Below are 19101 nucleotides of genomic sequence, written 5' to 3'. Positions count from 1 at the left end.
TGGTAGCCGCCCCACGGTGGCAACCCCAACGCTCCTGAACCCGTACTACCCGCCAAACCCCTGCGCACCCACTACCCTATTGATAGCATCTCAGGCATATGACACTAGCGCCTGAGGCCTCTGGAACACAAAATCAGGCCGTCAACCCGTCCACTGCCTGGAACATCGACTGCCGTGCCTGGCTGATGATCTGGCCCTTCCACGCGTCCGTGTCGGTGTAGAAGGCCGCCAGCATTTGCGCCTTGATCTGGGCAGCCTTGTCAGCCGGAGTTTCGGGGTGCAGTTGGAGCCATTGCTCGGCACGGATGGCGTTCATCACGTCGAGCACGGGCACGGTGCCGTACTCCATGGCAATGCCGGTGTATTCGGCATGGGGGCACTCGTCGTAGATCGAGGTCCACATCAGGCCGGTGAGGAAGGCCGAGGTGGACGAGCCGTCGTAGATCGACGTGACCGGCGTGGCGCCGCCGCCGTCCCACCAGGCGCGCGCCCGGGCCACGGCCACGGCGTTGTCATTGCCCGCGTAGATGCGCTCGCCATGGCCGCTGGGGCCCAGGCCCGTGTGCAGGTCGATCCAGGCGATCTTCGACGCGCCCGCACCGTGCTGGCGCAGCACCTGGCGCAGCGTGCGGTTGCTCCAGGTGGGCTCGGTGCCGCCAAAGAACACGCCCTGCGGAAACTCGTGCTGCCCTTGCGAGATGGCGGCCTGCCACGCGGCCTCGCCCTTGGTGGCGATGTACTCCGCCACCGCTGCCTGGTTCTCAGGGCCTGGTGGCCACTGCTCGGGCAGCAGCAGGGGCTGCACCTCGCGGTAGGCCGTGTTCACGGGCAGGGGCTTGCTGAAGTCCTGGAAGTTGCGGTTCAGGTCCACGTTCTCGTGTGTGAAGCGGCGCACGTGCGAGAAGCCATACGGGTTGAGCGCGTGGATGTAGAGCGTGGCCACACCGGCATCGCGCGCCTTGGCGCGCCACTCGGCATCGTGCAGCGCAAACACCTGCACGCCGCTGCCGCAGTAGCCCTCGACGCCGTGGCAGGCGCTGCTCACGATGAGCAGCTTGTTGGCATCGGCCGGGCCGTCGCGCACCACGTCCATGGCCAGGTCTTCGCCATCGCGGCCCTTGAGCGGGTGGGCGTGCGATTCGATGGACAGGCCGGCGGCTGCGGCGGCCTCCAGAAACTTTGTGCGCGCCTGGGCGTAGCTGGGCGAGAAGGCTTCAACGATTCCGGTCATGGGCAGGGCTTTCAGGAGTCAGTGGGAAGACAAAAAGAAAACCCGGGCACGCGCGCTGCGCACGCCCGGGTGGAGGAGGATCAACGGCGCGCCAAGCTGCTTCAGGCCGCTTTGGCGGGCTGGGCCAGCCATTCCTCGGCCAGCTTGACCCAGTAGGTCGCGCCCAGCGGGATCAGGTCATCGTTGAAGTCATAGCTGGGGTTGTGCAGCATGCAGGGTCCGCCGCCGTGGCCCATCTCGCGGTGGGCGCCGTCGCCGTTGGCAATGAAGCAGTACGCACCGGGCTTGGCCTGCAGCATGTAGGCAAAGTCTTCAGCGCCCATGGTGGGCTCCTGAACCACCACACGCTCTTCCCCCACGATGCCAGTCATGACCTTGCGGGCAAATTCGGCCTCGACGGGCGAGTTGACAGTGGGCGGGTAGTTGCGCACGAACTCGAACTCGCAGGTGGCATCGTGCGCAGCGCAGTGGTTCTCGGCGATCTGGCGCATGCGCTTTTCAATGAGGTCCGTCACTTCGGTGGTGAAGGTGCGCACCGTGCCCTGCAGCTCGACGCTGTCGGGAATCACGTTGGTGGCCTCACCCGCGTGGATCATGGTGACCGAGATCACGCCAGCGTCCACGGGCTTCTTGTTGCGGCTGATGATGGTCTGGAAGGACTGCACCATGCCGCAGGCAATCGGCACCGGGTCGATGCCGGTGTGCGGCAGCGCCGCATGGCCGCCCTTGCCACGCAGGGTGATCTTGAACTCGCTGGTCGATGCCATCACCGGGCCGGGGCTCACGGCAAAGGTGCCCACCGGCATGCCGGGCCAGTTGTGCATGCCGTACACGGCCTCCATGGGGAACTGCTCGAACAGGCCGTCCTCGATCATCACGCGGGCACCGCCGCCGCCCTCTTCGGCGGGCTGGAAGATCAGGTACACGGTGCCGTCGAAATTGCGGTGCTTGGCAAAGTGCTGGGCCGCCGCCAGCAGCATGGCCACATGGCCGTCGTGGCCGCAAGCGTGCATCTTGCCCTGGTGTTTGCTGGCGTGGGCGAAGGTGTTGAACTCCTGCATGGGCAGTGCGTCCATGTCGGCGCGCAGGCCAATCGCGCGGCCACTGGCGCCACCGTCGCGCCCCTTGACGATGCCCACCACGCCCGTTTTGCCCATACCCCGGTGGATGGGAATGCCCCACTCCGTGAGCTTTTGCGCCACCACGTCGGCGGTGCGCACCTCTTCGAAGCACAGTTCGGGGTGGGCGTGAATGTCCCGGCGCACCGCTGCAATACTGGCCGCCTGGGTGACGATGGAGTCAATAACGTTCATGATATGTGTCCTTACGATCTCACAGTCTAGCCCGACAGCAACACACGTGCCAACCCGGGTTATTCGCTAGCCACCCATGATTTCTGCCCACGCCCTCGAACTTGCGCAAACCCTGGTGCGCATGAACACCGTCAGCCATAACTCCAATCTGGAGCTGATCCATTTCATCCGCGACCACCTGGCCAAGCTGGGCGTGAAAAGCCGCCTGACCTTCAACGACGACAAGACCAAGGCCAACCTGTTCGCCACCCTGGGCGAGGGCAAGCCGGCGGGCGTGATCCTTTCGGGCCATACCGACACGGTGCCGTGGGATGGACAGGACTGGACCATGGACCCACTGAGTGCCCTGGTCAAGGACGGTAACCTGTACGGGCGCGGCAGTGCCGACATGAAGGCCTTCATTGGCATTGCCGTGTCGCACGCAGAGCAGTTCCTGAACAGCGACGCGCCTTTTGCGGTCCATCTGGCATTCAGCTACGAAGAGGAGATCGGCTGCTTTGGCGTGAAGGAACTCATCGCCGACCTGCGCGACGCGAACATCAAGCCCCTGGCCTGCATCGTGGGCGAGCCCACCAGCATGATCCCCGCCATCGCACACAAGGGCGTGTACCGCTACAAGTGCTGCGTGCGTGGCAAGGAGGCGCATTCGTCCCTCACGCCGCATTCGGTCAACGCCATCGAGATGGCCGCCCGCGTGGTGGGCCGGGTGCGCGACATGGCGGAAGACTTTGAAAAGAACGAGCCCCGCTTTGAGGGCTTTGACGTGCCGTTCTCGACCAGCAGCGTGGGCCAGTTCCACGGCGGCATTGCCGACAACGTGGTGCCGCGCGACGCCGAGTTCCGCTACGAGTTCCGCGACCTGCCCACGGCCAACGCCGCGCAGATGCAGTCCGAGGTGGTGGCCTACGCCAAATCGCTGGAGCCCGCCATGAAGAAGGTGGCGCCTGCAGCGGGTTTCGAGTTCGAGACCATCTGCGAAATCCCGAGCTTCCTGGGCAGCAAGGACGACCCGGTGACGCGCCTGGCGCAAGAGCTGTCGGGCGAAAAAGGCACCACCCTGGTGGCCTTTGGCACCGAAGCGGGGCTGTTCAAGAACGCGGGCATCTCCACCGTGGTGTGTGGCCCCGGCAGCATCCAGCAGGCCCACCAGCCCGACGAGTACGTGAGCCTGGAGCAGCTGGGACGCTGCGAGGCGTTCATGCAGGGGCTGGCGCGCACGCGCACGCTGGGCTGATCGCTTTGGAGCGGCGGGGGCCGGCGCGCGCCCGCCCCCCGTTCGGGATCAGGTCCTGACCCGGCCGTCCCCGGTCAGCATCGACATCTCGACAAACTTCGAGGCTGCGTGGCTGGTGCCACTGAACGACACTGGAAAGCCCGAGATCACCTGGTTGCCGATGGACTCGGTGCCCGTGATGAAGCTCTCGCGCGTGATCTTTCCGCCGGCCTGGGCCTGGCGCAGGCCCTCGGCGAACACGCGTGCAGCCAGATAGCCTTCCATGCTGGAGTAGTTGGGCTGCACCTTGTCGCCGCCCTTCTTGATGGCTTCCAGAAACTCGCGGGTGATCTGGCGCGAGGGCTGGTAGGGCGAGGGCACCACCTGCGACACCACCACACCCGCACCGTCCTTGCCCAGCTCGTCGGCCAGCGCCTGGGTGCCCACAAACGACACGTTGTAGAACGTGCCGCCAAAGCCCGCCTTGCGCGCCGCACGCACAAACGCGGCAGCCGACGCGTAGGCCGTGATCTGCACCACGGCATCGGGCGTGGCGGGCACCAGCTTGTCCACGGCCGCTTTCACATCCGTGGAGTTGCGCTCCACGGTGGCCGTCGCCACGGGTGTCAGCTTCAGCTCGGCCAGCGCGCGGTTCACGCCATCGAGCCCCGCCTTGCCATAGGCGTCGTTCTGGTAGAACACCGCAATCTTCTTGAGCCCCAGGTTGGTGAGCTGGCGCACGATGAGCGCGGTTTCGTCGTAGTAGGACGCACGCACATGAAAGATCAGCCGGTTGAACGGCTGGCGCAGCGCCTCGGCACCGGTAAAGGGGCCAAAAAACGGCACCTTCTCCTTGGTGAACAGCGGCAGTGCCGCCAGGCTGGTGGGAGTGCCGATGTAGCCAAACAGGGCAAACACCTCGTCGGCAATCAGCTTGCGGGTGTTCTCGGCGCACCGGTCGGGCTCATAGCCGTCGTCCATGGTGCGGATCTCCACCATGCGCTTGCCCACGCCGCCCTGGGCGTTGAGCTGGTCAAAAAAGAGCTTGGCACCCTGGTTGAACTGCACGCCCAGCTGCGCCGCCGGGCCGGTGAAGGCGGCCGACTGCCCCAGCACGATGCGCCCCTCGCCCTGCGCACGCGCCACGCCGAACCCGCCCAGCGCCACGGCGCCCATGCCCACCGAAAACTGCCTGCGCCCCAATACTGTCTGGTTCATGGTGAAATCTCTGCTCTTGTAAGAAGAAAGAAGGGGCATGCCCCTCTGCACTGCCGGTAGGCAGCCCCTTGGAAACGGGGGACCCATATGCACGCCCGTTCCAACCCTGACAGCCAGTTTAACGATCCAGCCCCCGAATGCCCACGCCTTCTGACGCTAATTCCCCTCCATCGGCACTGATTCAGGTGCGCGGCGCCTGCCCCCACGACTGCCCCGACACCTGCGCCCTGCTCACCACCGTGGACGAGCATGGCGTGGCCACCCGCGTGCAGGGCAACCCCGACCACCGCCACACCGATGGCGCGCTGTGCGCCAAGGTGAGCAAGTACACCGAGCGCAGCTACCACCCCGAGCGCGTGCTCACGCCGCTCAAGCGCACGGGCGCCAAGGGCGCCGGCCAGTTCGTGCCCGTGACCTGGGACGAGGCCCTGGCCGACATCGCCCAGCGCCTGCAGACCATCGCCGCGCGCGCGCCCGAAGCCATCCTGCCCTACAGCTACGCGGGCACCATGGGCATGGTGCAGGGCGAGAGCATGGACCGGCGCTTCTTCCACAAGCTGGGCGCTTCGCAGCTGGACCGCACCATCTGCGCATCCGCCGGGGCCGAGGCCTTGGTGCAGACCCTGGGCGGCAAGGTGGGCATGAAGGTGGAGTTTTTTGCCGAATCGCAGCTCATCATCATCTGGGGCAGCAACTCCATCGGCAGCAACCTGCACTTCTGGCGCTATGCCCAGCAGGCCAAGCGCAATGGCGCCAAGCTGGTGTGCATTGACCCCCGCAAGAGCGAGACGGCCGACAAATGCCACGAGCACATTGCCCTGCGCCCCGGCACCGACGCGGCGCTGGCACTGGCGCTGATGCACGAGCTGATCGCGAACGACTGGCTGGACCACGACTACATCGCCCGCCACACGCTGGGCTGGGACCCGCTGCGCGAGCGCGCACTGCAGTGGCCACCCGAACGCGCGGCCAAGGTGTGCGGCATTCCGGTGGAGCAGATCCGCCAGCTGGCCCAGGACTACGGCACGACGAAGCCCGCCGCCATCCGCCTGAACTACGGCATGCAGCGTGTGCGTGGCGGCGGCAATGCGGTGCGCGCCGTGGCCTGCCTGCCTGCGCTCACGGGCGCCTGGCGCCACCGCGCGGGCGGCGTGCTGCTGTCCAGCTCGGGCCAGTTCCCCGCGCAGCGCGCCGTGCTGCAGCGACCCGACCTGATGCCGGCCCAGATACCGCGCACCATCAACATGTCCACCATTGGCGACGACCTGCTGCGCGAGGCCTCGCCCGCGTTCGGCCCGAAGGTGGAGGCCGTCGTGGTCTACAACAGCAATCCCGTGGCCGTGGCGCCTGACTCCAGCAAGGTGGTGCAGGGCTTTGCGCGCGAGGACCTGTTCACCGTGGTGCTGGAGCACTTCAAGACCGACACGGCCGACTACGCCGACTACATCCTGCCCGCCACCACGCAGCTGGAGCACTGGGACATCCACCTGAGCTACGGCCACACCGACGTGCTGCTCAACCGCCCCGCCATCGCGCCGCAGGGCCAGGCGCGCAGCAACGCACAGATCTTCCGCGACTTGGCGGCGCGCATGGGCTTTGCCGAGCCCTGTTTTGCCGAGAGCGACGAGGCCCTGTGCCGCCAGGCGTTTGGCGACGCAGTGGACTACGCACTGCTCGAAAGCCAAGGCTTTGCCACGCTGGCGCTGCCCGATGCGCCGTTCGCCGAAGGCAACTTCCCATCACCCTCTGGAAAGTGCGAGTTCTACAGCGCCCGCCTGGCCGCCCAGGGCCTGGACGGCCTGCCCGACCACCTGCCCAACTACGAACTGCAGGGCACGGACGCCCGCTACCCGCTGGCCATGATCTCGCCGCCCGCGCGCAACTTCTTGAACTCCACCTTCGTGAATGTGCAGAGCCTGCGCAACATCGAAGGCCGCCCGGTGCTGGAGATCCACCCCGACGATGCCGAAGCACGTGGCATTGCCAACGACGCCGTGGTGCGCGTGTTCAACGACCGGGGCAGCTACCTGTGCCACGCCACCGTCTCGCGCCGCGCGCGGCCGGGCGTGGTCAACGGCCTGGGCATCTGGTGGCGCAAGCTGGGGCTGAATGGCACCAACGTGAACGAGGTGACCAGCCAGGCGCTGACCGACCTGGGCCGCGCGCCCACGTTTTATGACTGTCTGGTGGAAGTGGAGGCCACAGGCGCCGCCGATGCCGGCATGGATGCCGGGGCCCGCGTCGGCACCACGGCCTGAGCGCAGCTTGAGATGCTGGGTTTGCTATTTATTCAATAGCTGTTTGCGCAATATCCACTAGCGCTTGCAGCCATTTTTACCCTTAATCTGCGCAAACACCCGTTCTGCGCAGGATCTGCGGCTTTGCAGGGTTCCTTCGCGGCCCCTTACCCCAACAGCTTCAGCAACGCATGGGCGCCCTGCTCTGACGATGCCGGATTCTGCCCCGTGATCAGCGTGCCGTCGGTCAGCACATAGGGTGCCCAGTCAGGGCCTTTGGAATACACGCCGCCGTTGGCCTTGAGCATGTCTTCCACCAGGAAGGGCACGATCTGGGTCAACTGCACCGCGTCTTCTTCGCTGTTGGTAAACCCCGTGACCTTCTTGCCCTTGACCAGGGGCGACCCGTCGGGCGCCTTGGTGTGCCGCAGCACGCCGGGTGCGTGGCACACCAGCGCCAGGGGCTTGCCTGCGGCAAAGGTCTTTTCGATGAGGGCAATGGACTGCGCGTCTTCCGCCAGGTCCCACAGCGGGCCGTGGCCGCCGGGGTAGAACACGGCATCAAAGTCCTCGGCCTTCACGCTGGACAGGGGCACGGTGCTGGCCAGCTGCTGCTTCGCTGAAGCATCGGCCTTGAAGCGGCGCGTGGCATCGGTCTGGGCGCTTTCGTCGTCGCTTTTGGGGTCCAGGGGCGGCTGGCCGCCCTGGGGCGATGCGAGCGTGATCTGCACGCCTGCATCCTTGAACACGTAGTACGGTGCCGCAAACTCTTCCAGCCAGAAGCCCGTCTTTTTGCCGGTGTCGCCCAGTTGGTCGTGGGACGTCAGAACCATGAGGATGTGTGCCATGGAAGTCGCTTTCGGTGTGGGGGGGTTGATCGGAAAAACCAAATCATCACCGTACCAGCCATCGGGCCCGTTGTCCCGCCATGCAGGCCGGTTTGCGGCATTGGCTTACAGCACGGCGCTACAGCACCTGCGGGCCCTCAACCTGTCAACGCAGCTGCCTAGCCAGGAACTCCGCCACCTCGTTCTCCAGCGTGGCGTGGTAGGCCACCCGGTCAAAGCCTTCGGGGTTGGCGGCGGCGTCTCCCGCCTCGGACGCCAGCGGCCAGACAGACTGGGCCATGAAGGCGAAGTGGCCTGCACCCGGCACCGTACTGGCCTGTGCAGACGGCAAATTCGCTGCCACATAGCCGCCGTGGTAGGGGCCCACAAGCACGGCATCGCGCTCGGCCACCATCAGCCGCACGGGCACGCTGATGGCCTTCAGGCTGTCTGGCGTGAACACCACAGCCATGGGCGCCATGGCCACCACGGCGCGGATGCGGGGGTCTGCCACCGAGACCAGCGGGCCATCGAGCGCGGGGGCGCCGGCCTGTGTGGACGCCGCAGTGGCGGCCGCAGGTGCCTCCTTGGAAGTCTGGGCGGTCTGGCCACGGGCGGGCAGCTTGCCCAGGCTGCAAAAGCCGGGGTCGTCCGACACACTGCGGCAGTGCTGTGCCGCACGGGCCGGTTCGGCCTGCGCACCGGCCAGGGCCAGCACGGTGTAGCCACCTGCCGAATGCCCAACGGCACCAATGCGCCCGGCCGGAATGCGGGGGCCCCATTCGGGGCTGGCCAGCAGCGCGTCCAGCACGCGGCTCACTTGGCGGGGGCGCTCGCTGAAGTAGCGGCCCGAGGTAATCATCGACCGGTCTTCCCAGTTGTCGCCCGGGTGGCGCAACGCCGCCACCAGATAGCCGTCGGCCGCCAGGCGCGTGGCCAGGTTGTGGTGCCCCAGTTCATGGCCGCCCGTGCCGTGCGAGATGAGGATCAGGCCCTTGAGGGGCGCGGTTGCCGCCGGGGCGCCCGGCGTGACCACGGGCCGCCAGGGCCCCATGGGCTGGGTGCGCGCCACCACCGGCGTGGGGTAGAACAGCGCCACGGTCACGGGCTCTGCGCCCGGTACCACCAGGGTGCGCAGGCCGGCGTACTGGGCCGATGCCGGCGCGGCCCAGGCCAGCATTGCCACAAAAGCTGCCAGCAGCGGGGCACGGGCTTTGCGCCACGCGGAGCGGAGGGCCAGGATGAGGATGAGGGTCACGGTGCGCCTTTCGTCAAATGCCACCCAAGGAGGTGGCTTGACGGCACTGTAGGCGGCGCAAGGGGCGGGCTCCAGCGCCCTGCGACGAAACGCTGCTGCGCGGCGCGAAATGCAGCGCAGGCGGGGCGATCAGGAGAGAGGGCCTGGGACCCCGCCCTCCCCGCCCACCACCATTTACAGCGCCGCTTCGAGGATGCGGCGGCTCACAGCCGGGGTGATCTCGCGCTGTTCGCCCAGCGTCACCATGCCGTGCGCTTCCAGCTGCGCCACCACGGTGTTCACCACCTCGCTGCCCAGGCCGTAGCCCGACAGGCGCGTCGCGATGCCCATGCTCTCAAAGAAATCGCGCGTGCGCTCGATGGCGGCGGTGATGCGTTCGTCCTCGCTGCCGGTGGTGATGCCCCACACGCGCTCGCCGTACTGCAGCAGCTTGGCGCGCTTGGCCACCCGGCGCTCGTTCAGCAGCGCGGGCAGCACGATGGCCAGGGTGCGCGCGTGGTCGATGCCGTGCAGCGCCGTCAGCTCGTGGCCGATCATGTGCGTGGCCCAGTCCTGCGGCACGCCCGCGCCGATCAGGCCGTTGAGCGCCATGGTGGCGGCCCACATCAGGTTGGCGCGGTCGTCGTACACCGGCTCGGGGGCGGTCAGCAGGCGCGGGCCGATCTCGATCAGCGTCTGCAGGATGCCTTCTGCAAACCGGTCCTGCACGGGTGCATTGACCGGGTAGGTCAGGTACTGCTCGACCGTGTGCACAAACGCATCCACCACGCCATTGGCCAGTTGCTGGGGTGGCAGGGTGTAGGTCTTGGTGGGGTCGAGCACCGAGAACACCGGGTAGGTGTGCACGCTGCCAAACGACAGCTTGGCGCCCTTGGCGCGGTGGGTGATGACGCCGCCGTTGTTCATCTCCGAGCCCGTGGCGGGCAGCGTGAGCACGGAACCAAACGGCATGGCGCCCTTGACGTTGCGGCCGTGCTTTTCGAGGATGGCCCAGGGGTCATCGCCTTCAAAACGGACAGCGGCCGCGATGAACTTGGTGGCGTCGATCACCGAACCGCCCCCCAAGGCCAGCAAGAAGTCAAACCCGCCTTCGCGGATCTGCGCCACGGCCTTCATGGAGGTCTCGTAGCTCGGGTTGGGCTCGATGCCGCTGAAGGTGGCGTGCTGGCGCTCGCCCAGCGCGGCGCGCACCTCAGCCAGGGTGCCGGTCTTTTCGGCGCTGGCACCGCCCACCAGGATCAGCACCTTGGCGGCAGCGGGCACGAGCTTGGCCAGGTCAGCAATGCGGCCCTGGCCGAAGGCGATGTGGGTGGGGTTGTGGAAGTCGAAATTCAGCATGTTGGTCTTTCTCCGTCAAAGGCCGTCGCTGCATCACCAGGAGCCCGGCCGCGCGGGTGGGCGCAGGGGGCGCGCCGCCCTGGGTAGCGACAGCAAGGGCGCGATTGTGCGGCGCACCGGGTCCCGGTGCCGGTCGCGCGTGCGATAGCCCTGCCGCCAGCAGAGCCTCATGCAGCAGGTCGGGCGCTGCGCATGCGACTGCCGCTAGCGCTGGGAGCGTGTTGACGATCCAGCGGGTGTCGTCAACAGGCACTCAGTGCGGCGTCCGCTCCATCAGCGCCTGCAGCCGCTCGGCCATGAAGTCGCGCAGCGCCCGCACCAGCGGCGTGAACTGGCGGCGGCTGGGGGCCACCAGGAAGAGCGGCACGGCCTCGGTGGTCCAGCCGGGGCACAGCGGCACCAGGCGCCCGGCGGCCAGGTCGTCGGCCACATCAAAGTACGACTTGTACGCAATGCCCCGGCCCAGCACGGCCCAGCGGCGCACCGCGTCGCCATCGTTGGCCACGTTCCGGCTGCGCACGCGCACCACCACTTCCTGGCCCAACGCGTCCCAGAAGCGCCAGCGGTCGTGCACGTCCTCGCCCAGCATGAAGCACAGGCCATCGTGCGCAGCCAAGGCGTGGGGCGTATCGGGCGTGCCGTGCGCGGCCAGGTAGGAGGGGGCGGCGCAGAGCACGCGCCGGTGTTCGGCGACCAGCGGCAGCGCCACCAGGCTCGAATCCTGCGGCTTGCCGTAGCGGAAGGCGGCATCCACCGGTTCGCCGTAGACATTGGCCATGCGGTCCGACAGCTGCAGGCGGATGTCGATGCCGGGGTGCAGCGCCTGGAAGGCATCCAGCCAGGGCAGCAGCACATTGCGCCCCAGGTCGGACGGGGCCGCCAGTTGCAGCAGGCCACGCAGCTCGCCCGCCCGGCCGCTGGCGAGCTGGCCCTGCACCTGCTGCAGCGCGGCGAGTGCGGGGCGGCAGTGCTCCAGGAACAGCGCGCCCTCCTGCGTGAGCCGCAGGCTGCGCGTGGAGCGCACGAACAGCGCCACGCCCAGCTCGGCCTCCAGCCGCTTGAGCGCGGCGCTCGCGGCGGCGGGGGTGAGGTCCAGTGCACGGGCCGTGGCCGAAAGGCTGCCGCTGTCCACGGTGCGCACAAAGATGTCGAGGTCTTGCAGGCTTTTCATGGCGAGGGTGGATGGGGAAGGGAAGACGACGGCAATGGAACGACACCACCAGGCGGCTGATATTCAAATTTTCTTTGAATATTCCTTCAATCAACTGCTTATTTAAAAAGTATTACAGAAAGCTCACCATTCACTTCATGTTCCACACCGGCCTGCCGCCGACCCGAGCCCCTGCCATGACCACCACCCCACACACCGCCACACCCGCCCTGTTCCGCCCCCTGCAGATGGGGCCGCTGGCACTGCCCCACCGCATCGTGATGGCGCCCATGACGCGCGCCCGCAGCAACCAGCCAGGCGACGTGCCCAACGCGCTCATGGCCGACTACTACGCCCAGCGCGCCAGTGCGGGCCTCATCGTCAGCGAGGCCAGCCAGGTGTCACGCCAAGGCCAGGGCTACAGTTTCACGCCCGGCATCTACAGCGAGGCGCAGGTGCAAGGCTGGCGCCGCGTGACCGAAGCGGTGCACGCCGCGGGCGGGCGCATGGTGCTGCAGCTGTGGCACGTGGGCCGCATGTCGCACGCCAGCTTCCATGCCGATGGGCTGCCCGTGGCGCCCTCGGCCCTGGCCCCGGCGGCACGGGTATGGGTGGCAGGCGAAGACGGCGTGGGCCGCATGCTCGACTGCCCCGTGCCCCGCGCGCTGGAGGCCGCCGAGATTCCTGGCGTGGTGGACGACTTCCGCCGTGCCGCCGCCAACGCCATGCGCGCAGGGTTCGACGGCGTGGAGATCCACGGCGCCAATGGCTACCTCCTTGACCAGTTTCTGCGCACGACCTCCAACCACCGCACCGACGCCTATGGCGGCCCGGTGGAAAACCGCACCCGCTTCGCCCGCGAAGTGGCCGCTGCAGTGGCCAGCGAGGCCGGCGCCGAACGCACGGGCATGCGCCTGGCCCCGTTCATCACGCAGCGCGGCATGGACTGCCCGGAGATCATCCCCACCATCCTGCACCTGGCGCGCGAGCTGGACACGCTGGGCCTGGCCTACATCCACCTGGCAGAGGCCGACTGGGACGACGCCCCCCGCATTCCAGATGAATTCCGCCAGGCTCTACGCACCGCCTTCAGCGGCCGTGTGATGGTGGCGGGCCAGTACACACCCGAACGCGCGCAACAGATCCTCGCGTCCGGCATGGCCGACCTGGTGGCGTTTGGCCGCCCGTTCATTGCCAACCCCGATCTGCCTTCGCGCTATGCCGCCGGGCTGCCACTGGCACCGTTCGATGCGGCCACGCTGTTTGGCGGCGACGCACATGGCTACAGCGACTACGCACCGGCCCATGCGCTGGCTGCGCCCAAGGCCCGGGCTGGCGCGGCTGAAGTGGCCTGAAAACGGCACCACGCGCCCTTCCGGACTCCGCATATCCCCCGCCTCAACGCCCTTTGCACCTCAAGGACCCATCATGAAATCCGTTGGCTACCAAACCGCCCACCCCATCGACCACCCCGAGTCGCTGCTCGACATCACCCTGCCCGACCCGGTGGCCACGGGCCGCGATCTGCTGGTGGAAGTGCACGCCGTTTCGGTCAACCCCGTGGACACGAAAGTGCGCAAAAGCAGCTCACGCAGCGGCGACGGGCCCGACTACAAGGTGCTGGGCTGGGACGCCAGCGGCATCGTCCGCGCCGTGGGCCCCGATGTGACGCTGTTCCAGCCCGGCGACCGCGTCTGGTACGCGGGCTCCATCGCACGCCAGGGCACCAACAGCGAACTGCACCTGGTGGATGAACGCATCGTGGGCCATGCACCCCAATCGCTCGACTTTGCCGAAGCCGCCGCGCTGCCGCTGACCACCATCACCGCGTGGGAGCTGCTGTTTGACCGCCTGGGCGTAGCCCCCGGCAAGCAACCCACCCACAAGACCCTGCTCATCATTGGCGCGAGCGGCGGCGTGGGCTCCATCCTCACGCAGCTGGCGGCGCGGCTCACCAGCCTCACGATCATCGGCACCGCATCGCGTCCCGAAACGCAGCAATGGGTGCGCGACCTGGGCGCCCACCACGTCATCGACCACAGCCAGCCGCTCACGCAAGAGCTGGCGCGCATCGGCCACCCCATGGTGGACATCATCGTCAGCCTCACGCAGACCGACGCACACTTCGACCAGATCGTCGAGGCCATTGCGCCCCAAGGCCAGTTCGCGCTGATCGACGACCCGGTGTCGCTCGACGTGACGAAGTTCAAGCGCAAGTCGGTGTCGCTGCACTGGGAGCTGATGTTCACCCGCGCACTGTTCGGCACCGCCGACATGATCGGCCAGCACCGCCTGCTGACCGAGGTGGCTCAGTTGGTGGATGCGGGGCTGATTCGCACCACGCTGGACCAGCGCTTTGGCACCATCAATGCCGAGAATTTGAAACGCGCGCATGCGCTGATCGAGAGCGGCAAGGCGCGGGGCAAGCTGGTGCTGGAGGGGTGGGCCTGAAGAACTGCGGGCCATGCAGGGGGCGTAGCACCACCCGCGCGGCAGATTGTGTGTCGGACTGAAAAATACTGTATTTATAAACAGTCTTTCAGGTATAAATCAGGGCACCACAACCCGAGGAGACCTCCCATGCTGGACCACATGACCTTCCGTGTCACCGACATCGCCCGCACCAAGGCGTTCTACACCGCTGCCCTCGCGCCTTTGGGCTACAGCCTGTGTTTTGAAGGCAACTACGGCTCGAACATGCTGGGCTATGCCTACCCGGCTCCGTCTGAGCACGACGGCAAGAAGGCGGATGTGTGGTTCATCGACGGCCCCTCGCCCTACGGCGGCCCGCCCGCCACCACGGGCTGCCACCTGGCGTGGCGGGCCACCACGCGGGCGCAGGTCGATGCCTTCTACCGCGCCGCCATCGAAGCCGGGGGCCAAGACAACGGCGCCCCGGGCCTGCGGCCCGACTACCACCCCCACTATTACGGCGCGTTTGTCATCGACCCGGAAGGCAACAACATCGAAGCGGTGTGCCACCTGCCGGAGTAGACGGGCCTGCACCGCTGAGGACTGGTGAGGCCTGTCAAGGCCAGGCCGCCCAGTGCACTGTCCCGTGCACCGAAGTGCTGCGGGATCAGTCCAGCTTCACGCCTGCCGCTTTGATGATCTCGCCCCAGCGCTTGGACTCGGAGCGTGCCATGGCGCGGAACTGCTCGGACGTGCCGGGCAGGGCTTCCATGCCGAAGTCGGCCATGCGCTTGACCACGGCGGGGTTGAGCAGGGCCTTGTTCAGGTCGCCGTTCAGGCGCGCCGTGATCGCAGCGGGCAGACCGGCGGGCGCCAGGATGCCCTGGAACGCAAACACCTCCGTGTTGGGCACACCGGCTTCTGCCAAGGTGGGCACGTCCGGCAGCGCGGCCACGCGCTTGGCCGAGCCAATGGCCAGCGCACGCACCTTGCCCGAGGTGATGACGGGAAGGCCAGCGGCCAGGTCCAGGAACATGCAGGGCACCTGGCCGCCCATCACGTCCTGCAGCGCAGGCGCCGCGCCGCGGTAGGGGATGTGGGTGAGGAAGGTCTTGGTGCGGTTCTTGAACATCTCCATCGCCAGGTGGTGTGGCGAACCATTGCCGGGCGATGCGTAGTTGAGCTTGCCGGGGTTGGCGCGCGCGTAGGCCAGAAACTCTTTCACCGTCTTGGCTTCAAACGCCGGGTGCACCACCAGCGCCAGCGGAAAGCGGCTGATGCCGCCCACATAGGTGAAGTCCTTTTCGGGGTTGAACGGCAGCTTGGTGAACAGGTGTTCGTTGTAGGCCAGGATGGCGTTGTCGGCCGACATGAAGGTGTTGCCGTCGGGCTTGGCGGTGGCCACCATCTGGCCGCCGATGTTGGTGGAGGCGCCCGGGCGGTTGTCCACCACGATCTGCTGGCCCAGCGTCTGGCGCATGGCCTCGGCCACGGTGCGGGCCAGCACGTCGGTGCCGCCACCGGCGGGGTACGGCACCACCCAGCGCAGGGGCTGGTCGGGCCAGGCGGACTGGGCGGCGGCCCAGGGCGCGGCGGTAGTAGCGCCTGCGGCGGCCAGGGCGGACAAGAGGGTACGGCGTTGCATGGGGTTGTCTCCTTGATACTATGAATTTAATAGCTGCAAGCGCATGTTCCTCTAGCGCATGCAGCCGTTTTTATTCAAATTTTGCTCTGCGGGGCCTCAGGCGGCCGGTGCGGCAATGGTCTGGTCGATGGCGCCAAAGATGCTGGCGCCGTCCTTGCCCTTGACCTCGATGCGGATGGTGTCGCCGAACTTCATGAAGTCGGTGCTGGGCTTGCCGTCCTGGATGGTTTCAATGCAGCGCTTTTCGGCGATGCAGCTGTAGCCCTTGGGCCACTCCATGCGGCCGTTCTGCTCCACGCCCTTGTTGCTGACGGTGCCGCTGCCCACGATGGAGCCGGCGCGCACGTTGCGCGTCTTGGCGATGTGGGCAATGAGCTGGCCGAAGTGGAAGGTCATTTCGGGGCCCGCGTCGCACATGCCGACCTTGCGGCCGTTCCAGGTGGACTGCACGGTGAGGTTCACGCGGCCGTGGTCCCAGGCGTCGCCCAGCTCGTCCAGCGTCACGGCCACAGGGCCGAAGGCGGTGGCGGGCTTGCTCTGGAAGAAACCGAAACCCTTGGCCAGCTCGGCCGGGATCAGGTTGCGCAGGCTCACGTCGTTGGCAATCATCACCAGGCGGATCCCGTCCAGCGCCTGGTCGGCGTTGGTGCCCATCTTCACGTCGCCGGTGATGACGGCGATCTCGGCCTCGAAGTCGATGCCCATGGCTTCGCTGGGCACCACGACATCGTCGCAGGGGCCGACGAAGTCGTCGCTGCCGCCCTGGTACATCAGGGGGTCGGTGTAAAAGCTTTCGGGCACTTCGGAGTTGCGCGCTTTTCGCACCAGTTCAACGTGGTTGATGTAGGCCGAGCCGTCGGCCCACTGGTAGGCGCGAGGCAGCGGGGCCATGCACTGGGCGGGGTCGAAGGGGAAGGCGTGGCGCGCCCGGCCGCTGTTGAGCTGGTCGTACAGGTCCTGCAGCTGGGGCGAGATGAAGCCCCAGTCGTCCAGCACCTGCTGCATCTTGCTGGCAATGCCGGTCGCATAATGGGCCGTGCCCAGGTCGCGGGAGACGACAACCAGTTGGCCGTCGCGCGAGCCGTCTTTGTAGGTAGCGAGTTTCATGGTGGCAGGACCTTTGTCTCAAGGGGTTGAAGGTTTCACCCAACACGAATTACGCTTGGGTAAATTGATTTAACTAAACAAAACTCGCAAATTTTAGTGCACATGGACAAAGAACGTGCAGGAATTCAATCGGTCGAGGTGGGTTTTGCCCTGCTGGAAGGGCTGACGCGCTCGCGCGGACCGCTGATGCTCAAGGATGTGGCCGCCTCGGCGGGCATGAGCGCGGCCAAAGCGCACCGGTATCTGGTGAGCTTTCAGCGCCTGGGCCTGGTCACGCAAGACCCCCGCACCGCGCGCTATGACCTGGGCCCGGCCGCACTCAAGCTGGGGCTGGCCTCGCTGACGCGGCTCGATGGCGTGCGCCTGGCCCGCGAACGCATGCCCGCGCTCATGGAAACCATCGGCCACACGCTGGCGCTGGCCGTGTGGGGCAACCACGGCCCCACCATCGTGCACTGGGAGGAATCGCCCCAGGCCGTCACCGCCAACCTGCGCCTGGGCGACGTGATGCCGCTGCTGTCGTCGGCCACGGGCCGGTGTTTTGCGGCCTTCATGTCGCCCGAGGTGGTGGCGCCGTTGCTCAAAGAGGAGCTGGCCCGCGCCGTGAAGATGCGCCGCACCGACCTGCCCGCCACCATGGCCGAAGTGAACGCACTGCTGGCCGAGGTGCGCGAGCGCGGCGCCGCCCGCGTGGTGGACACGCTGCTGCCGGGCATCGTCGCCTTCTGCGCGCCGGTATTCGATGCCGATGGTCACCTGGAGCTGGGCATCACCACGCTGGGATCCATCGCCACCTTTGACCCCGAATGGGGCGGCGCCATTGACGCGCCGCTGCGCGCGGCCGCAGCCCAGCTGTCCAGCGACCTGGGCGCAGGCACCGCCTGACGGCCCCGTACCCGCACACACAAGCAGCGAGCAGATGCCACGGCGCGCGCTGGTTTTCATCACGGCCCTGGTGCTGGCCCTGCACTGGCTGGTGCTCAGCGGCGTGCCCCTGGCCTGGGACAGCCCTGCACAGCCGTCCAGTCAGGTGTTCAGCACGCGCAGCATCGCGCCCGCACCGCCCCCACCAGCCGTTGCGCCCTCCAGCGTGACCGCCGCGCCCGTCGCCGCACCGCAGCCCCCGGCCCGTAAAAAGGCGCCCTCCCCCAAGCGCCCCCCAGCCCCTGCCGTCCCAGACCGTCCCGAGCCTCTACTGGCGGCCGCCCCTGTCACAGAAGCCGGCGCGCCTGCGGACCCTGGTGCCACAACCCCCGTGGCCAGCGCAACCTCTGAGACGCCTGCCAACGACGCCGCCCCGGCGCCCGCGCCTGCGGCATCGGCACCGGCCGCCCCCCCAGAGCCCACGGCTGAAGACGCCCAGCCCGGCACGGGCGTGGACATCCGCTCGCCCGGAGGCACCGGCCGCAGTGCCAGCACCCCACCGCCGCCCGTGCGCATGCCTGCCCCCACGCGCCTCGCGTTTGATGTGAGCGGCCAGGCCAAAAAGTTCGCCTACAGCGCCCGGGCCGAACTGCTGTGGCAGCACGACGGCAATCGCTACGAGGCGCGCCAGGAGATCAGCGCCTTCCTGGTGGGTACCCGCACGCAGCGCAGCGTGGGCACGGTCACAGCGCAGGGGCTGCTGCCCGAAAAGTTCTCTGACAAATCCCGCAGCGAGCAGGCCGCCCATTTCGACTACGCCAAGGGCCGTGTCACCTTCAGCGCCAACACGCCCGACGCGGCGGCAGGGCCGGGCGTGCAGGACCGCCTGAGCCTGTTCATCCAGCTGGGCGCTATGCTGGCCGCAGACCCGGGCCGCTTTGCGCCCGGCACCCAGATCACGCTGACCACGGTGAGCGCCCGCAGCGCCGACCGCTGGACCTTCACCGTGGAAGGCCCCGAAACCCTGGACCTGCCCGCCGGGCCCACGCCTGCCCTCAAGCTGCTGCGCCTGCCCCGCAAGGACTACGACCAGAAGGCCGAACTCTGGGTGGCGCCGGGGCTGGGTTATCTGCCCGTTCGCATCAAGCTCACCCAGGCCAACGGCGATTTCGCCGACCTGCTGCTGCGCGCCAGCAGCCCACCCTGAGAACCTGTTCAAAGCACTGCCTCCGATGGCTCGCGCCGCACGGAGTGTTGCGCCCATACGCCATCCGGGCAAAAAAGCCCC

Annotated in this window: 16 protein-coding genes; 7 read left to right on the top strand and 9 right to left on the bottom strand. The window is 67.4% G+C overall.

The features are described from left to right. Positions 1–133: 133 nt before the first annotated feature. Positions 134–1231 carry a M14 family metallopeptidase gene (locus AC04MI_RS02005; protein ID WP_436078254.1) on the bottom strand — a complete coding sequence of 366 codons (1098 nt, stop codon included), beginning with the start codon at positions 1229–1231 and terminating at the stop codon, positions 134–136. Positions 1232–1332: 101 nt separating this feature from the next. Beyond that, positions 1333–2544 carry a M20 aminoacylase family protein gene (locus tag AC04MI_RS02000; protein ID WP_056745732.1) on the bottom strand — a complete coding sequence of 404 codons (1212 nt, stop codon included), beginning with the start codon at positions 2542–2544 and terminating at the stop codon, positions 1333–1335. Positions 2545–2620: 76 nt separating this feature from the next. Between AC04MI_RS02000 and argE the strand changes: the two genes are divergently transcribed. Beyond that, complete coding sequence (gene argE / locus AC04MI_RS01995; RefSeq protein ID WP_056745734.1) at positions 2621–3778, top strand: acetylornithine deacetylase; 1158 nt, start codon at positions 2621–2623, stop codon at positions 3776–3778. 48 nt (positions 3779–3826) lie between these two features. On the opposite strand, the gene AC04MI_RS01990 is transcribed toward argE, so the two are convergent. Continuing rightward, complete coding sequence (locus tag AC04MI_RS01990) at positions 3827–4975, bottom strand: ABC transporter substrate-binding protein (RefSeq protein WP_395457778.1); 1149 nt, start codon at positions 4973–4975, stop codon at positions 3827–3829. A gap of 137 nt (positions 4976–5112) precedes the next feature. Here AC04MI_RS01990 and AC04MI_RS01985 point away from each other — a divergent pair, with 137 nt between their 5' ends. Then, entirely contained in the window at positions 5113–7233 is a 2121-nt protein-coding gene (locus AC04MI_RS01985; protein ID WP_436078253.1) for a molybdopterin-containing oxidoreductase family protein, read from the top strand. A gap of 146 nt (positions 7234–7379) precedes the next feature. On the opposite strand, the gene AC04MI_RS01980 is transcribed toward AC04MI_RS01985, so the two are convergent. From AC04MI_RS01980 to AC04MI_RS01965, 4 genes are all read right to left on the bottom strand, one after another. Next, positions 7380–8060 (bottom strand): type 1 glutamine amidotransferase domain-containing protein, encoded by a 681-nt coding sequence (locus AC04MI_RS01980; RefSeq protein ID WP_288852382.1) that lies wholly within the window; start codon positions 8058–8060, stop codon positions 7380–7382. Positions 8061–8205: 145 nt separating this feature from the next. Further along, positions 8206–9297 (bottom strand): alpha/beta hydrolase family protein, encoded by a 1092-nt coding sequence (locus AC04MI_RS01975; protein ID WP_436078252.1) that lies wholly within the window; start codon positions 9295–9297, stop codon positions 8206–8208. Positions 9298–9471: 174 nt separating this feature from the next. Beyond that, the gene (locus tag AC04MI_RS01970; protein ID WP_436078251.1) at positions 9472–10635 is read right to left on the bottom strand and encodes an iron-containing alcohol dehydrogenase; all 1164 of its coding nucleotides are present in this window, start codon (positions 10633–10635) and stop codon (positions 9472–9474) included. Between the two features lie 253 nt (positions 10636–10888). Beyond that, positions 10889–11806 (bottom strand): LysR family transcriptional regulator, encoded by a 918-nt coding sequence (locus AC04MI_RS01965; protein WP_436078250.1) that lies wholly within the window; start codon positions 11804–11806, stop codon positions 10889–10891. A gap of 176 nt (positions 11807–11982) precedes the next feature. On the opposite strand from AC04MI_RS01965, the gene AC04MI_RS01960 reads away from it, so the two are divergent. From AC04MI_RS01960 to AC04MI_RS01950, 3 genes are all read left to right on the top strand, one after another. Next, entirely contained in the window at positions 11983–13140 is a 1158-nt protein-coding gene (locus AC04MI_RS01960; RefSeq protein ID WP_436078249.1) for an alkene reductase, read from the top strand. 73 nt (positions 13141–13213) lie between these two features. Continuing rightward, a complete protein-coding gene (locus AC04MI_RS01955; RefSeq protein ID WP_436078248.1) occupies positions 13214–14236 on the top strand; it encodes a zinc-binding alcohol dehydrogenase family protein in 1023 nt (340 codons plus the stop codon). A gap of 129 nt (positions 14237–14365) precedes the next feature. Beyond that, complete coding sequence (locus AC04MI_RS01950; RefSeq protein ID WP_260666044.1) at positions 14366–14779, top strand: VOC family protein; 414 nt, start codon at positions 14366–14368, stop codon at positions 14777–14779. 85 nt (positions 14780–14864) lie between these two features. Here AC04MI_RS01950 and AC04MI_RS01945 read toward each other — a convergent pair whose 3' ends face one another. Together AC04MI_RS01945 and AC04MI_RS01940 are read right to left on the bottom strand one after the other, a co-directional pair. Beyond that, a complete protein-coding gene (locus tag AC04MI_RS01945) occupies positions 14865–15842 on the bottom strand; it encodes a Bug family tripartite tricarboxylate transporter substrate binding protein (protein WP_436078247.1) in 978 nt (325 codons plus the stop codon). A 96-nt stretch (positions 15843–15938) separates the two neighbouring features. Beyond that, the gene (locus AC04MI_RS01940; protein WP_436078246.1) at positions 15939–16949 is read right to left on the bottom strand and encodes a fumarylacetoacetate hydrolase family protein; all 1011 of its coding nucleotides are present in this window, start codon (positions 16947–16949) and stop codon (positions 15939–15941) included. Between the two features lie 102 nt (positions 16950–17051). Here AC04MI_RS01940 and AC04MI_RS01935 point away from each other — a divergent pair, with 102 nt between their 5' ends. After that, positions 17052–17834, top strand: a complete 783-nt coding sequence (locus AC04MI_RS01935; protein WP_436078245.1) for an IclR family transcriptional regulator — start codon at positions 17052–17054, stop codon at positions 17832–17834. Positions 17835–17868: 34 nt separating this feature from the next. Next, positions 17869–19020 carry a DUF3108 domain-containing protein gene (locus AC04MI_RS01930; RefSeq protein ID WP_436078244.1) on the top strand — a complete coding sequence of 384 codons (1152 nt, stop codon included), beginning with the start codon at positions 17869–17871 and terminating at the stop codon, positions 19018–19020. The last annotated feature ends 81 nt before the right edge of the window (positions 19021–19101 follow it).

The organism is Acidovorax sp. LjRoot204, from assembly GCF_056175785.1.
This window is presented reverse-complemented; position numbering and strand designations above follow the sequence as displayed.

Bases quoted from the DNA above. Each gene is read 5' to 3' on its own strand.
- AC04MI_RS01985 (WP_436078253.1), top strand. From the start codon at position 5,113: ATGCCCACGCCTTCTGACGCTAATTCCCCTCCATCGGCACTGATTCAG.
- AC04MI_RS02000 (WP_056745732.1), bottom strand. From the start codon at position 2,544: ATGAACGTTATTGACTCCATCGTCACCCAGGCGGCCAGTATTGCAGCG.
- AC04MI_RS01955 (WP_436078248.1), top strand. From the start codon at position 13,214: ATGAAATCCGTTGGCTACCAAACCGCCCACCCCATCGACCACCCCGAG.
- AC04MI_RS01945 (WP_436078247.1), bottom strand. From the start codon at position 15,842: ATGCAACGCCGTACCCTCTTGTCCGCCCTGGCCGCCGCAGGCGCTACT.
- AC04MI_RS01970 (WP_436078251.1), bottom strand. From the start codon at position 10,635: ATGCTGAATTTCGACTTCCACAACCCCACCCACATCGCCTTCGGCCAG.
- AC04MI_RS01935 (WP_436078245.1), top strand. From the start codon at position 17,052: ATGGACAAAGAACGTGCAGGAATTCAATCGGTCGAGGTGGGTTTTGCC.
- argE (WP_056745734.1), top strand. From the start codon at position 2,621: ATGATTTCTGCCCACGCCCTCGAACTTGCGCAAACCCTGGTGCGCATG.
- AC04MI_RS02005 (WP_436078254.1), bottom strand. From the start codon at position 1,231: ATGACCGGAATCGTTGAAGCCTTCTCGCCCAGCTACGCCCAGGCGCGC.
- AC04MI_RS01960 (WP_436078249.1), top strand. From the start codon at position 11,983: ATGACCACCACCCCACACACCGCCACACCCGCCCTGTTCCGCCCCCTG.
- AC04MI_RS01965 (WP_436078250.1), bottom strand. From the start codon at position 11,806: ATGAAAAGCCTGCAAGACCTCGACATCTTTGTGCGCACCGTGGACAGC.
- AC04MI_RS01990 (WP_395457778.1), bottom strand. From the start codon at position 4,975: ATGAACCAGACAGTATTGGGGCGCAGGCAGTTTTCGGTGGGCATGGGC.
- AC04MI_RS01940 (WP_436078246.1), bottom strand. From the start codon at position 16,949: ATGAAACTCGCTACCTACAAAGACGGCTCGCGCGACGGCCAACTGGTT.
- AC04MI_RS01930 (WP_436078244.1), top strand. From the start codon at position 17,869: ATGCCACGGCGCGCGCTGGTTTTCATCACGGCCCTGGTGCTGGCCCTG.
- AC04MI_RS01950 (WP_260666044.1), top strand. From the start codon at position 14,366: ATGCTGGACCACATGACCTTCCGTGTCACCGACATCGCCCGCACCAAG.
- AC04MI_RS01980 (WP_288852382.1), bottom strand. From the start codon at position 8,060: ATGGCACACATCCTCATGGTTCTGACGTCCCACGACCAACTGGGCGAC.